This window comes from Streptomyces sp. NPDC020490, assembly GCF_044335305.1.
In the GTDB taxonomy this organism is placed as follows: Bacteria; Actinomycetota; Actinomycetes; order Streptomycetales; family Streptomycetaceae; genus Streptomyces.
Genome location: NZ_JBIRUY010000021.1, coordinates 135,471 through 149,105, shown reverse-complemented (window position 1 = coordinate 149,105; position 13,635 = coordinate 135,471). Strand labels below are relative to the sequence as shown.

At 73.7% G+C, this 13,635-nt stretch carries 15 protein-coding genes; 8 read left to right on the top strand and 7 right to left on the bottom strand.

Annotation, left to right across the window (positions count from 1 at the left end):
* Positions 1-35 precede the first annotated feature (35 nt).
* Positions 36-1,328 carry a CoA transferase gene (locus ACH4ZX_RS22545; RefSeq protein WP_398275503.1) on the top strand — a complete coding sequence of 431 codons (1,293 nt, stop codon included), beginning with the start codon at positions 36-38 and terminating at the stop codon, positions 1,326-1,328.
* Between the two features lie 101 nt (positions 1,329-1,429).
* Positions 1,430-2,437, top strand: a complete 1,008-nt coding sequence (locus ACH4ZX_RS22540; RefSeq protein ID WP_398275491.1) for a CopD family protein — start codon at positions 1,430-1,432, stop codon at positions 2,435-2,437.
* Between the two features lie 36 nt (positions 2,438-2,473).
* Here the strand turns inward: ACH4ZX_RS22540 and ACH4ZX_RS22535 are convergent, their stop codons facing one another.
* The 3 genes from ACH4ZX_RS22535 to ACH4ZX_RS22525 form a co-directional block, all read right to left on the bottom strand.
* Positions 2,474-3,157, bottom strand: coding sequence for a lysoplasmalogenase (locus ACH4ZX_RS22535; RefSeq protein WP_398275488.1), 684 nt, complete (start codon positions 3,155-3,157; stop codon positions 2,474-2,476).
* Entirely contained in the window at positions 3,154-4,059 is a 906-nt protein-coding gene (locus ACH4ZX_RS22530; protein WP_398275485.1) for a sterol desaturase family protein, read from the bottom strand. Before ACH4ZX_RS22530 ends, ACH4ZX_RS22535 begins: the two co-directional genes overlap by 4 nt.
* 131 nt (positions 4,060-4,190) lie before the next feature.
* Positions 4,191-4,901, bottom strand: coding sequence for a VIT family protein (locus tag ACH4ZX_RS22525; protein WP_398275482.1), 711 nt, complete (start codon positions 4,899-4,901; stop codon positions 4,191-4,193).
* 253 nt (positions 4,902-5,154) lie between these two features.
* On the opposite strand from ACH4ZX_RS22525, the gene ACH4ZX_RS22520 reads away from it, so the two are divergent.
* The 3 genes from ACH4ZX_RS22520 to ACH4ZX_RS22510 all read left to right on the top strand — a co-directional run bounded on the left by ACH4ZX_RS22520 (position 5,155) and on the right by ACH4ZX_RS22510 (position 7,356).
* Complete coding sequence (locus ACH4ZX_RS22520; RefSeq protein WP_398275479.1) at positions 5,155-6,153, top strand: DEDDh family exonuclease; 999 nt, start codon at positions 5,155-5,157, stop codon at positions 6,151-6,153.
* 80 nt (positions 6,154-6,233) lie between these two features.
* Positions 6,234-6,467: a hypothetical protein gene (locus tag ACH4ZX_RS22515; RefSeq protein WP_324785397.1), complete on the top strand. Its 234-nt coding sequence runs from the start codon at positions 6,234-6,236 to the stop codon at positions 6,465-6,467.
* Positions 6,468-6,564: 97 nt separating this feature from the next.
* Positions 6,565-7,356, top strand: coding sequence for an SURF1 family protein (locus ACH4ZX_RS22510; RefSeq protein ID WP_398275476.1), 792 nt, complete (start codon positions 6,565-6,567; stop codon positions 7,354-7,356).
* An 11-nt stretch (positions 7,357-7,367) separates the two neighbouring features.
* Here the strand turns inward: ACH4ZX_RS22510 and ACH4ZX_RS22505 are convergent, their stop codons facing one another.
* The 4 genes from ACH4ZX_RS22505 to ACH4ZX_RS22490 all read right to left on the bottom strand — a co-directional run bounded on the left by ACH4ZX_RS22505 (position 7,368) and on the right by ACH4ZX_RS22490 (position 11,050).
* Complete coding sequence (locus ACH4ZX_RS22505; protein ID WP_398275473.1) at positions 7,368-8,294, bottom strand: hypothetical protein; 927 nt, start codon at positions 8,292-8,294, stop codon at positions 7,368-7,370.
* Positions 8,295-8,379: 85 nt separating this feature from the next.
* Positions 8,380-8,580, bottom strand: a complete 201-nt coding sequence (locus ACH4ZX_RS22500; RefSeq protein ID WP_398275470.1) for a YbdD/YjiX family protein — start codon at positions 8,578-8,580, stop codon at positions 8,380-8,382.
* Positions 8,577-10,724 carry a carbon starvation CstA family protein gene (locus tag ACH4ZX_RS22495; RefSeq protein WP_398275467.1) on the bottom strand — a complete coding sequence of 716 codons (2,148 nt, stop codon included), beginning with the start codon at positions 10,722-10,724 and terminating at the stop codon, positions 8,577-8,579. The genes ACH4ZX_RS22500 and ACH4ZX_RS22495 overlap by 4 nt, the downstream gene beginning before the upstream one ends.
* Before the next feature lie 110 nt (positions 10,725-10,834).
* Positions 10,835-11,050, bottom strand: a complete 216-nt coding sequence (locus ACH4ZX_RS22490) for a DUF3311 domain-containing protein (RefSeq protein WP_398275464.1) — start codon at positions 11,048-11,050, stop codon at positions 10,835-10,837.
* Between the two features lie 168 nt (positions 11,051-11,218).
* Between ACH4ZX_RS22490 and ACH4ZX_RS22485 the strand changes: the two genes are divergently transcribed.
* The 3 genes from ACH4ZX_RS22485 to ACH4ZX_RS22475 are packed head-to-tail and all read left to right on the top strand — an operon-like array spanning position 11,219 to position 13,631.
* Positions 11,219-12,760 carry a sodium:solute symporter gene (locus ACH4ZX_RS22485; RefSeq protein ID WP_398275461.1) on the top strand — a complete coding sequence of 514 codons (1,542 nt, stop codon included), beginning with the start codon at positions 11,219-11,221 and terminating at the stop codon, positions 12,758-12,760.
* Positions 12,757-13,344: an RNA polymerase sigma factor gene (locus ACH4ZX_RS22480; protein ID WP_398275458.1), complete on the top strand. Its 588-nt coding sequence runs from the start codon at positions 12,757-12,759 to the stop codon at positions 13,342-13,344. The genes ACH4ZX_RS22485 and ACH4ZX_RS22480 overlap by 4 nt, the downstream gene beginning before the upstream one ends.
* Positions 13,341-13,631: a hypothetical protein gene (locus tag ACH4ZX_RS22475; RefSeq protein WP_398275455.1), complete on the top strand. Its 291-nt coding sequence runs from the start codon at positions 13,341-13,343 to the stop codon at positions 13,629-13,631. Before ACH4ZX_RS22480 ends, ACH4ZX_RS22475 begins: the two co-directional genes overlap by 4 nt.
* Positions 13,632-13,635 lie beyond the last annotated feature (4 nt).

Sequence of the window (13,635 nt, the reverse complement as noted above, 5' to 3'; positions counted from 1 at the left end):
CGGTCCGACAACCGCTCACCCGCAGGCGTCCTGGCCTGCCCCGCCCTCGCCACACGAACAACAACGAGACACAACCACCTAAGTCACCGGCATTGGGGCTAGACGAGGTGCCGACGGTCCGGGTGGACGACGCGGCGGTCGCCGCGGCGTTCCACAGTGAGCGGCACCTGCTGATCGACGGCCGGGCGCCGGTCAGCTTCGCGCCCTTGTCGCGGTTCTGGCGGACGGCGGACGGCTGGGTGCGCACGCACGCCAACTACCCGCACCACCGGACCCGGCTGCTGGAGGCGCTGGGCGTGCCCGACGGCCCCAGGAGCCCCGAGAGCCCCGCGGATCCCGACGCCCCCGGGGACGTGGCCGCGGTCGCGGCGGCGCTCGCGGAGCGGTCCTCGGCGGAGGCCGAGGAGACCGTGTGCGCGGCCGGCGGCCTCGCCGTGGCGCTGCGGACGCCGGAGGAGTGGGCCGCGCACCCGCAGGCGGCCGAGGTGGCCCGGCGGCCGCTCGTCGAGCGCGAGCGGCTCGGCGCGGGGCACGCGCGCGTGCTCCCCCCGTCGGCCGGCGCTCCCCTGCTGCCCGCCGCCGGGCTGCGCGTCCTGGACCTCACCCGGGTCCTCGCCGGACCGGTCGCCACCCGCACGCTCGCCCTGCTCGGCGCGGACGTGCTGCGCCTGGACGCGCCGCAGCTGCCCGAACTGCCGGACCAGCACGCCGACACGGGCTTCGGCAAGCGCTCGGCGACGCTGGACCTGGCGGCCGACCGGCGCACCTTCGAGGAACTGCTCGCGGCGGCGGACGTGGTCGTCACCGGCTACCGGCCCGGCGCCCTGGACCGGTTCGGCCTGTCGCCCGAGGCGCTGGCCGAGCGGCGGCCCGGCCTGGTCGTGGCGCAGCTGTCGGCGTGGGGCGCGTACGGGCCGTGGCGCGGACGGCGGGGCTTCGACAGCCTGGTGCAGGTGGCCTCGGGGATCGCCGTCCTGGAGGGGTTGGCGGAGCGGCCCGGCGCGCTGCCGGCGCAGGCCCTCGACCACGGCACCGGCTACCTGCTGGCGGCGGCCGTGCTGCGGGCGCTGACCGAGCAGTCACGGGAGGGCGGCGGCCGGCTCGTGCGGCTGGCACTGGCCCGGACGGCCCAATGGCTCACCGAGGAGATCGAACCGGGCGAGAGCGGACCCACGGACGGTGGCGAAGCGGGTTCCCGTCTCGCCGAGACGGACAGCGCGATCGGGCGGCTGCGGTACGCCCTGCCTCCGGTTTCCTTCGCCGGCGGGCCCGCCGACTGGGTGCGGCCGGCCACGCCCTGGGGGTCGGACGCGCCGCGCTGGGCCTGACTCCCGGACCGGGCCGGAAACCCACCTATGAGCGGAATGCCGTACCGCCGGTCGTTTTCCTTGACTTGCCCGGGTCTGCGATGGCTGGTGAAGATCCTGGGGTGACTTTGACGAGACCCACGCCGGAGGCCGCCGACGCGAGCGGGTCCATACGGCGGCCCGGTGCCGGCCGGGCCGCCGCCCTGCTCGCCCTGGTGGCGCTCGGCGCGCTGATCCCCCTGCTCGGCCCGTCCGCCGCGCTGCGCGGCACCGGAGAGGCCGCCGCGCCGGGCGACGGCGGCATCGCGCTGCTGCGAGCGGCGCTGTTCCTGGCACTGTGCGTGCCGGCGGGCGAGTTCCTCGTCCGGGGGCTCGCCCGTTCCGTGCCCGGCGCCCCGGCCGCCGCACCCCGCAGCTGGGCCCCCTACGCGGCCGCCGCCGGTTTCGTCGCCGCCCTGGGGCTCGCCTCGGTGGTGGCGACCGGCAACCTGGTGCCGCACAGCCTCGCCCAGGTCGACGTCGGCGGGCTGTACGCCTCGCGTGACGGCAAGCTCGCCCTGGTGGAGGTCAACGCCTTCCTCGCGGCGGGCCTGTGCGCCGTCTCCCGCCGTCCGGCCGGCCAGTTGTGGCCGCTGGCCGCGGTGGTGGTGGCGGAGGCCCTGCGCGCGCACCCTCCGACGGAGCACACCCCGCTGCTCGGCTCCGGCCTGACGGTGGTGCACCTGACGTGCGCGGCGCTGTGGACGGGCGGTCTGCTGCACGCCCTGCGCACGCTGCGGCGGTGGGGCCCCGGCGAGACGGGGGCGGCCCTGTTCGGCCTCTACGCGCGCGTGGCGGCCGTCCTGCTCGCCGCCATCACCGCGACCGGGGTGTGCAGTTCGCTGCGCCGGATGCCGCCGGAGACGATCCTCGACCAGCTGACCACGACCGCGTACGGACGCACGCTGCTCGCCAAGGTGATCCTGGTGGTCGCCGTCGTCGTGCTCGCGCTGTGGGCGCGGATCCGGCTGCGCCGGGCGGCCCGCCCGCTCACCGCCTGCGCCCCGGCACGGGCGGAGGTCGTCGTCCTGGCGGCGGTGGTCGTGGTGTCGGGGCTGCTGACGGCGCTGCCGCTGCCCATCAGATGGTGAGCCCCGGCCCGCGCCGGGACCGTTCGCACGGCCCGCTCACGGGGCGGCCGAGCGCACCGCCCGGCGCGGCTCCCGCGGTGCGGGGCGCTCGCCGAGGACGCCCCGGGCCAGGAGGAGCTGCGCGGCCGTGTACGTCAGCATGACCCAGAAATCGGGGCGGGGCGGCTGGGGCCACTCGGCGATGCCGGTCGCGATGAGGGTGTCGGAGAGCATGAACAGCGCGCCGCCGAGCCCCGCCACGGCGCCGAAGCGGACGGCGGCGGTGCACGCCATGGCCGTGAGCAGGGTGCTGTAGCAGGCCACGGGCAGCCGCAGGCCCGCCGGGAGGTCCGGCCACAGCAGGACGACCGTCGCGGCGAGGACGACGGCGTAGCCGAGGGCGAGCGGACCGGTCCGCGCGCGTGCGGTGCCGTGCGCGCGGAACAGGGCGAGATAGCACACGTGTCCGGCCGCGAAGGACGCCATCCCGGCGAGGAAGGCCGCGTCGGCGCCGGACATGAGCAGCACGTCGCCGCCCCAGCCGAGCAGGAGGGCGGCGATCAGCAGCCGGGGCGCTCCCCGCAGCCCGGCCCAGGCGGCCAGGAGCGGCATCAGCAGCGGCTTGGCGGCGGTGTGCCCGGGGTGGAAGCCGGCCGCGAGGCTGACCAGGTCGACGAGCGTGACGACGGTGAACGCGGTGAGGGCGGCCGACGCCGCTCGGGAGGCGTGCGAGGGGTTCACGCGGCCGCCGTCTCCTCGGCCGTTCCTTCGGCCGATCCTTCGGCCGTCTTCTCGGCGCGCACCGCGGCGGCGGGCGCCGGCTGCCAGCCCGGCCCGCGCAGCAGCCGTCCGGCCCGCTCGCGCCAGCCGGCCGCCGCCCTGAGGTCCCTGGCGATGGCGACGTACTCGTGGGTGGCCACCTTGACCGGGTTGTACGTGTCGATGTTCTTGGTCAGCCCGTAGACGGGCCGGTCGGTCTCCGCCACCCAGGATCCGAACAGCCGGTCCCAGACGATGAGGATCCCGCCGAAGTTGCGGTCCAGGTAGCCGCCCTGGGAGGCGTGGTGGACGCGGTGGTGGGACGGCGTGTTGAGCACGAACTCGAACCAGCGCGGCATCCTGTCGATCCGCTCGGTGTGGATCCAGAACTGGTAGACGAGGCTCACCGAGGAGCAGAACGCGAGCGCGGCCGGGTGCACGCCGACGGCGACGAGGGGGAGGTAGAACGGCCAGGCCGTCAGGGAGGTCCAGGGCTGACGCAGCGCGGTGGTGAGGTTGAACTTCCGGCTGGAGTGGTGGACGACGTGACAGGCCCACAGGATGCGGACGACGTGGTGGCCGCGGTGGGACCAGTAGTAGAAGAAGTCCTGCCCGAGCAGCATCAGCGGGACGGTCCACCACAGGACGGGGACCCGCAGGGGCGTGAGTTCGTAGACCGCCGAGTAGATCGCGACGATCGGGATCTTCCAGAGGAAGTCGAAGAAGAGGCTGCCGAGGCCCATGCCGACGCTGGTGGCCGCGTCCTTCGCCGCGTACCCGGCGGCGTCCTCGTCGGGATGGATCCGCACGCTGACCATCTCGACGACGGCGAGCAGCACGAAGGCGGGTATCGACCACAGCACGACATCGGGCAGGTTCGGCATGAGGGCACCGTAAAGGCGCCGGTGAGCCGCGGGCTAGAGGTTGTTACCGACAAGTATTACCAGGGGTACGCGCTTGCTTCTTGGCCGTCTCCGCCAATGGACGGCCCGTGGTCCGGCCGCCGCGGCGGGTTTCACACCCCGACCGCCCCCAGCAGGGTCCCCGCCGCGTAGGTGATGCCCATGGCCAGCGCCCCGCCCATGACGTTGCGCAGCACCGCCCGGCCCGGCGCGGCGGCGCCCAGCCGGGCGCTGGACCAGCCGGTGAGGACAAGGGCGGCCAGCACCGAGACCACGGTGATCCACAGCCGCCAGTCCGCGGGCGGCAGCACGATCGCGAGCAGCGGCAGCAGCGCGCCCACGGTGAACGCCAGGAAGCTCGCCCATGCCGCGTGCCAGGGGTTGGTCAGCTCGTCGGGGTCGATGCCGAGCTCCACGCGCGCGTGCGCGCGCAGCGCGTCCCGGCGCGTCAGCTGCTCGGCCGCCTCCCGGGCGAGCTCGCGCGACAGTCCGCGCGCCTCCAACAGCCCGGTCAGCTCCTCCAGTTCGGCCTCCGGCGACTCGCGCAGCTCCCGCCGTTCCATGGCCAGGGCGGCCTTCTCCGAGTCCCGCTGGGTGGAGACGGACACGTACTCCCCGGCGGCCATCGACATCGACCCGGCCAGCAGCCCGGCCAGTCCGGCGGTGAGCAGGGCGGCCCGGTCGTCGGTCGCTCCGGCCACGCCGACGACCAGGCCGGCGGTGGAGACGATGCCGTCGTTGGCGCCGAGGACGGCGGCCCGCAGCCAGTTGAGCCGCTGGCCCATTCCACCCTCGTGGGCCTCGTCGTGCGTAGGTTCCATCACGCCGGAATGGTCTCACCTCGTCCGGTTACCGCCCGGCAGCGGGGGCCGCGGAACCGGCCCTCGGACGCCCGGGATCCCAACCGGCCACGGAACAGCGCCCCTTGAGGCGGGACCGGCAGCGCTCGCGGCCCTCCCGTGCGCCGCATATGGTTACATCACCGACATCACAGACATCATGGATGCTCGAACACGTCTGTACGAGAAGGCACCTGACGGAGAGGACTGTCAGTCACGGCCCTTATCCTCAGGAACCATGCTCGAAGACCGCACGACGCCAGCGTCCTCCCCCACGACGTGGCCGGCCGCGTATCCCCAGGGATACGCGGTCGTTGACGTGGAGACCACCGGCCTGGCCCGGGACGACCGGATCATCTCCGCGGCCGTCTACCGGCTGGACGCGCGCGGCGATGTCGAGGACCACTGGTACACCCTCGTCAACCCGGAGCGCGACCCGGGCCCGGTGTGGATACACGGCCTGACGAGCGAGGTGCTCGAAGGGGCGCCGCTGTTCCGGGAGGTCGCCGAGGAGTTCGCGGCCCGGCTGCGGGACCGGGTGCTCGTCGCGCACAACGCGGTCTTCGACTGGCAGATGATCGCCCGGGAGTACGCGCGCGCCGAGTGCGAGGCGCCGGTGCGGCAGCGGCTGTGCACCATCGCACTGTCCAAGCAGCTGGGCCTGCCGCTGCCCAACCACAAGCTCGAGTCGCTGGCCGCCCACTTCGGCGTCGTGCAGCAGCGGGCGCACCACGCGCTGGACGACGCGCGGGTGCTGGCGGAGGCGTTCCGGCCGAGCCTCCGGGCGGCCGCGGCGGGCAGCGTGCGGCTGCCGCTGCAGGAGTGCCGGCCGCTGACGGAGTGGACGGACCGGCCCGCCCCGCGCATCGGCCGGCAGGCCGATGGCCACGGCGGCTACGGCGGCTACCGCGCCGGCGGCTGGCGCCCGTCCCGGAAGAGGCCGGCCTGCCCGTATCCCAACCCGGGGCGGTACCAGGAGGGCAGACCGCTCAAGCAGGGCATGCGGGTCGCCTTCTCCGGGGACACCTCGGTCGACCGCGAGCTGCTGGAGGACCGCGCGGTCGAGGCCGGGCTGCACGTCGCGACGAGCCTGTCCCGGCTGACCAGCCTGCTCGTCACGAACGACCCGGACGCCGGCACGTCCAAGGTGCTCAAGGCGCGGCAGTACGGGACGCCGGTCGTCGACGAGGCGGCGTTCGGGCAACTGCTCGCAAACGTGGAACCGGCGGACGAGTGACCCGTACGGACGGGTGATTGCGGCACGACTCGCCCACGGCCCGCTCGCCCGCGCGGCGGTGACGGCCCACTCTGTGGCGCATGGCGAGATGCGAAGTTTGCGGCAATGACTACGGAATGACCTTCGAGGTCCACGCACAGGGCGCGGTGCACGTCTTCGACTGCTTCTCCTGTGCGATCCACCGCATGGCCCCGATCTGCGAGCACTGCCGGGTGCAGATCATCGGCCAGGGCGTCGAGGTCGAGGGCCACTGGTACTGCGGCGGCCACTGCGCCCGCGCGGAGGGGAGGACGGGGATCGTCGACCGGGTCTGAGAGCTCGGGACAGAATGCGCCGGGCGCCCGTTCTGTCCGGAGCTCTGAGCTCTGACCCGCCTGCGGACACCCCCCGCCCGGGTTGTACGGTCGTGGGGTGTACCGCTTCCTGTTGTCCCGGCAGTGGGTGATCCTCACCCTGGTCGCCCTGCTCCTGATCCCCACCATGATCAGGCTGGGCTTCTGGCAGATGCACCGCTACGACGAGCGCAGCGCCCGCAACCAGCAGGTCTCCGAGGCGCTGCACGCGGATCCGGTGCCCGTGGAGCGGCTGACCTCCCCCGGACACGCCGTGACCGGCGAGCAGAAGTACCGCATCGTGACCGCCCGGGGCAGCTACGACACCGCCCACGAGGTCGTCGTCCGGCGCCGCACCAACTCCGACGGCGAGGTCGGCTACCACGTGCTGACCCCGTTCGTGCTGACCGACGGCAAGGTGCTGCTGGTCAACCGCGGCTGGGTCCCCGCGAACGACCGGAGCCAGAGCGCGTTCCCCGAGGTCCCCGCTCCCCCGCGCGGGCAGGTCACCGTCACCGGGCGGCTGATGCCCGACGAGACGACCGCGGCGAGCGGCATCAAGGACCTCAAGGGCCTGCCGGACCGGCAGATCATGCTGATCGACAGCGCGGAGCAGGCGCGTCGGCTCGGCGCCCGGGTCCTCGGCGGGTACGTCCAGCAGACCGCGCCCGAGCCGAAGGGCGGCACCCCGCAACTGATCTCCGATCCGGGCAGCGAGGACGCGCCGCTGAACTACGCGTACATGATCCAGTGGTGGCTGTTCGCCGCGGCCGTCCCCGTGGGCTGGTGGGCCCTGGTACGCCGTGAGGTACGCGACCGGGCGCAGGCGGCGGGACAGAAGCCGGCCGACGCCGAACCGGCGGCGGTCTAGGCACGGAGGCGTCAGCCGCGCCGGCGTCCCACCAGCCGGTCCCGCCAGTACAGGAACGTGCGCCGCGGATCGGGCAGCATGTTCCACGGGTGGGGCGTCATGTGCCGGCCGATGCGCTCGAAGACGGGCCCGGCGTCTTCCGGGCGGTGCGCCCGGACCAGCGCGAAGGCCAGGATGTTGAGGTCGGCGAGCGCTTCGGCGTGGGGCGCGGCGGCGGTACGGAACCAGCCGTCCAGAGCCGCGTCGATCTCCTGCGCGGCCCGTGGCTCGTTCCAGAGACCGCCCGCGCCGAGGGGCGTGTGCCGCTCGCGGTGGGCGAGGAGTTCCACGCGGGCCGCCACCGGCAGCAGGGCGAGCGGTGAGCCGTACGGTGCCCGGGCGGCGCTGTGCCGGGCGAAGTCCAGCATGTCGGGGACGGTGCCGTGGCCGCGCGGGGACAGGTGGCGCAGCATCCCGTGGTAGGCGCCGCGGTGCCACGGGGCACGGGTGACGGCCTCGGTCCACACGGCCACCGCGTCCCGGACGGGAGCCCCGCAGGCGTAGCGCAGTGCCAGCAGCGCCAGCCAGGGAGCCGGGTCGTCCGGGCAGGCCCGCGCCGCACGCAGACACGCCCGCTCGGCGCCGGCCGCCGGACCGCGCCCGGCCAGCGTGAAGGCGTGCAGGGCGAGGGCGTCGCCGTCGTCGGGCCGGTCGGCGATCCAGCGCTCGGCGACGGCGGCCGGCAGCCGGCTCGCCAGGACGGAGAGCCGGTGCGCCCGGCGGTCCCAGTCGCGCCCTGTGGTGTGCAGCAGATCGGCGACCGGCTGCCACAGGGGGCGGCTGCGCCCGGCGCCGAGGCCGTGGAGCTGCCCCGCCGGGCGGAGATCGGTGAGGATCTCGTGCAGGGTCTCATCGTCCAGCGAGGGACGGATCAGCAGGGAGGGTCGGCGTCTGAGCATGTCGGTCCCCTCGGGTGAGTAGAGGCGCGGGGGCGGGCGGCGTGGGGCCGGAGTTCCGCCCGCCCCGCGGTTCGGGAGGCCCGCGTCAGCAGCAGCGGCCCTGCGGATGCGTCTCCCGGTGCAGGGAGCGCAGCACCTGGTACTCCCGCCGGGTCGGCACCGGGGCCTTCGGGTGGTGACGCCGGTGACGTGCGCAGTAGCGGTCGTACTCCGCCTCGCCGGTCAGCTCCCGCAGATACCACCGCACCGTCCGGGCCCAGTGGCGGACGCTCACGGCAGGGCTCACGACGGGGCTCCCGCCAGGGGCGCGCCTTCCCGCGCGGGCACGTCGATGCGGGACTCCACGTACGGCGCCTCGCTGGTCGGCAGCGCTCCCGGAGTCCGTACCGCCCGTACGCACACCACCGCGGCGTTGACGATGACGACCGCGACCAGGAGCAGGAACAGCGCGATCAGCACGCCGTCGACGGTGGAGTTGGTGACGACGGTGTGCATGTCGTCGAGGCTCTTCGCGGGCGGCAGGACCTGCCCGGCGTCGAGGGCGTCGGAGTAGCGGGCGCGCTGGGCGAAGAAGCCGATCTTGGGATCGTCGGAGAAGATCTTCTGCCATCCGGCGGTGAAGGTGATGGCCACCACCCAGGCCAGCGGGACGCCGGTGACCCAGGCCCAGCGCAGGCGGCCGGACTTGACCAGGACCGTGGTGCAGACGGTCAGGGCGATCGCGGCGAGCAACTGGTTGGCGATGCCGAAGAGCGGGAAGAGCTGGTTGATTCCGCCGAGCGGGTCGGTGGCGCCGCTGTAGAGGAAGTAGCCCCACGCGGCGACCACCAGGCCGCTGCACAGCCAGATGCCCGGCTTCCAGTTGACCCGGCCGACCGGCTTCCACACGTTGCCGAGCATGTCCTGGAGCATGAAGCGGCCGACCCGGGTGCCCGCGTCGACGGTCGTCAGGATGAACAGCGCCTCGAACATGATCGCGAAGTGGTACCAGAAGGCCTTCATCGCGTTGCCGCCGAACAGCCCGGAGAAGATCTCCGACATGCCGACCGCGAGCGTGGGCGCCCCGCCGGACCGGGCGATGAGCGTCTGCTCCTCCACCGACTTCGCCGCCTGGGTGAGCTGGTCGGGCGTGATGGTGAAGCCGAGGCCGGCCACGGCGTGCGAGGCGGACTCGGCGGTCGCGCCGAGCAGTCCGGCCGGTGCGTTCATGGCGTAGTACAGGCCCGGTTCCAGCGCCGCCGCGGCGATCAGCGCCATGATCGCGACGAACGACTCCATCAGCATGGCGCCGTAGCCGATCATCCGGACCTGCGACTCCTTCGCGATCAGCTTCGGGGTGGTGCCCGAGGAGACCAGGGCGTGGAAGCCGGAGAGCGCGCCGCACGCGATGGTGATGAAGAGGAAGGGGAACAGCGCCCCCGCGAAGACGGGCCCGGCGCCCGAGGAGGCGAAGTCGCTCACCGCGTCCGCCCGCAGCACCGGCGCGGCCACGACCACGCCGACCGCGAGGAGCGCGATCGTGCCGATCTTCATGAAGGTGGAGAGGTAGTCGCGCGGGGCGAGCAGCATCCACACCGGCAGGACGGAGGCGACGAAGCCGTAGCCGATCAGGCAGAAGACGAGGGTCGTCGGGCTCAGGGTGAACGCGGACGCCAGCGAGGAGTCCTGCACCCAACTGCCGCCGACGATGGCCAGGAGCAGCAGCGCCACGCCGATGAGGCTGGTCTCCACGACCCGGCCGGGCCGGATGCGGTGCAGCCAGAAGCCCATGAACAGGGCGATGGGGATGGTCATGGCGACCGAGAAGGTGCCCCACGGGGAATGGGCGAGCGCGTTGACGACGACCAGCGCCAGCACGCCCAGCAGGATGATCATGATGGCGAAGACCGCGACCAGGGCCGCGGCCCCGCCCACCCGGCCGATCTCGTCGCGGGCCATCTGCCCGAGCGAGGTGCCGTCGCGCCGCATCGACAGGAACAGCACCACCATGTCCTGCACCGCTCCGGCGAAGATGACTCCGGCCACGATCCACAGGGTGCCGGGCAGATAGCCCATCTGGGCCGCGAGCACCGGCCCGACCAGCGGTCCGGCGCCGGCGATCGCGGCGAAGTGGTGGCCGAGGAGGACCCTGCGGTCGGTGGGGTGGAAGTCGACGCCGTCCTCGAGGCGTTCGGCGGGGGTGGCCCGGCGGTCGTCGGGCTGCAGCACCCGGCGGGCGATGAAGCGGGAGTAGAAGCGGTAGGCGATGGCGTACGAGCCGAGCGCGGCCACCACCAGCCAGACGGCGGAGATCTCCTCACCGCGGGCCAGGGCGAGCACGCCCCAGGCGATCGCGCCGAGCAGGGAAACGGCGCCCCACAGCAACAGGGACCGCGTACGGGATCTCTGCGGCGCTGCGCGGCCGGATTCGGGCATGGCTGACGTAGACATGACGACTCCTCACCTGGACGGTGTGACGGGACGTGCGCGGTGGACGGGCGGCGGATCGGTGACGGGCCGCGGCCGGACCGGCGGGAAAGGTAAAGAAGAAGGGGTGCGGATCAGTGAGGGCGCTCGCGGGTCAGCGCGTACGCGGCGAGCAGGCACAGGCCGGACCCCGGCACCCAGGCGAGCTGGTACCAGAAGAAGAACGGCGTCCCCGCGAGCCGCGGACCAGCGCCCGCGTACAACGGCACCCACAGCAGGCCCGCGGCGGGCGCGAGGAGCAGTACGGCGATCGCGACGCGCCGTAGCCGGTGCCGGCCGGTCCGTGCCATGACCTGCGCTCCTCTCCCGTCCGCTGTGGGTCTGTGCAAGAGTTGCCCACTCGCCCGAACCGGTTGACAGCGAATGTCGAGAAGATTTCCCGCCGGTTTCCTGTCCTCCGGGCGGGCCCCTCGCGCAACTCACCCGAGAGGGCACAGGCACACCAAGGACGGTGACCCATGGCCGACGGCGCCATGACCGCGACGTTCCTCGCCGTGATCGGCGGGGCGTCGCTGCTGGCCGTCACCGCGCGGCGGCTGCACCCGAACGACCGGCTGCCCTCCCTGGAGGGCTGGGCGCTGGCCGACCGCAGCCTCGGCCCGGTGTGGACCTGGCTGCTGCTGGGCGGCACCGTCTACACCGCGTACACCTTCACCGCCGTGCCGGGCCTGGCGTACGGCAACGGCGCGTCCGCCTTCTTCGCCGTGCCGTACACGGTGATCGTCTGCCCGCTCGCCTTCGTGCTGCTGCCCCGCCTGTGGACCGTGGCCCGGCGGCACGGCTATGTGACCGCCGCCGACTTCGTGCGCGGACGCTACGGCTCGCCGCCGCTGGCGCTGGTGGTCGCGCTGACCGGCATCCTGGCGACGATGCCGTACCTCGCGCTGCAGCTGCTCGGGATACGCGCGGTGCTGACGGCAGGGGGTGTGTCTCCGCGGGGCGCGGCCGGCGACCTGACGATGGTGGCGCTGTTCGCGGGGCTCGCGGTGGCGACGTACCGGCACGGGCTGCGCGCGCCGGCGGTCATCTCCGCGCTGAAGGCGGTGGCGGTGTTCGTCTCGCTCATGGCCGTGACCTGGCTGGTGCTGGAGAAGCTGCACGGCCCCGGCGCGGTCTTCGACGGGGCGGCACGGCGGCTGGGCAGCCCGGCGCTGGTGCTGTCCCCCGAACAGCAGCCCGCGTATGGCACCCTGGCCCTCGGCTCGGCCCTCGCCCTGCTGATGTACCCGCACGTGCTCACCGCCGGTTTCGCCGCCGACGGGCCGCGCACCCTGCGCAAGGTGTCGGTGGCCCTGCCCGCCTGGACGGGACTGCTGGCGCTCTTCGGCTTCCTCGGCATCGCGGCCCTCGCGGCCGGGGTGCGCGCGCCGCGCGGCGGCGCCGAGTCCGCGGTGCCGATGCTGGTCGACCGGCTGATGCCTGGGCCGCTGGCCGGGCTGGTGTTCGGCGCTCTCACCGTGGGGGCGCTGGTCCCGGCCGCCGTCATGTCGATCACCGCCGCCACCGGCTTCGTACGAAATGTGTACGTCGAGTACGTCCAGCCCACCGCCACGCCCAAGCGGCAGGTGCGCATCGCCAAGGCGGTGTCGCTCACCGCGAAGGTGGGGGCGATCGCGTTCGTGTTCGGGCTGCGCGACCAGGACGCCGTCAACCTGCAGCTCCTGGGCGGGGTGTGGATCCTGCAGATCTTCCCGGCGGTGGCGATCGGGCTGTTCAGCGGACGGCTGCACCCGCGGGCGCTGCTCGCCGGGTGGGGCGTGGGCATGGCCGCCGGGACCGTCATGGTCGTACGGGACGGGTTCTCCTCCACCCTCGCCCTGGGCTTCGGACCGTTCGAGGTCTACGCCGGGCTGGCCGCCCTCGTGCTCAATCTGGCCGTCGCGGTGACCGGCACCGCGGCCCTGGAACGGCTCGGCGTCCCGCGCGGCGCCGATCTGACCGACCTGCCGTCCCGCCTGGCCGTCAGGCGGCGCCCCGAGACGGGAGCGAACAACCCGTGAGACGCAGACATCCCGCTCCGGTGCAGGAGCCGTCCCCGCGACCGCCCGCCGAGGCCCTGGCACCCGCCGCACAGGACCCGGCCGAGCTGGAACGCGAGGCCGCGCTCGCCCGGCTCTTCGAGCTGCACTACTCCTCGATGCTCCGCCTGGCCGTGCTGCTCGGCGCCGACGATCCGGAGAACGTGGTGGCCGAGGCGTACTACCAGATCTACCGCAAGTGGCGGCGGCTGCGGGACATCGAGGCGGCCGAGGCGTACCTGCGCTCCACGGTGTGCAACCTGACCCGGATGCGCATACGTCACCTCCAGGTGGCCCGCAGGCACGCGGAGAACCCGCCGAGCCCGCTCGACGAGGCCGTCGCCTCCGCCGAGAGCACCGCGCTGCTGCGCGACGACCAGCGGGTGCTGATCGACGCGCTGCAGCAGTTGCCGGCCCGCCAGCGGGAGGCGCTCGTGCTGCGGCACTGGCTGGGTCTGAAGGAGAGCGAGATAGCCGCCACGATGGGTATCTCCGGCGGCTCGGTGAAGACACACACGGCACGCGGCATCGCCGCGCTGAACAAGGCGATGGAGGCCCGGCGATGAACGACACCGGCCCGGACCGCACCGAACGGGGACTGCGCGAGGCGCTCGAGGCGCTGGCCGGCGAGGTGCGGCCGGCGCCCGACGCCTATCGCACGGCACGCGGCGACTGGCTGCGCCGGGAGCGCCGGCGGCGGCTGGTCCTCGTCGTGCTGATCACCGTCGTCTTCGCCCTGGCCACCCTGCTCGGCCTGTGGGTGCTCAACCAGGCTCCTTCCCATCCCGGGGTGATCTTCTCCGGCGCGGGCGGCGGGGCCGCCCACCCGTCACTCCCCCGGTCGCTGCCCTGATTGC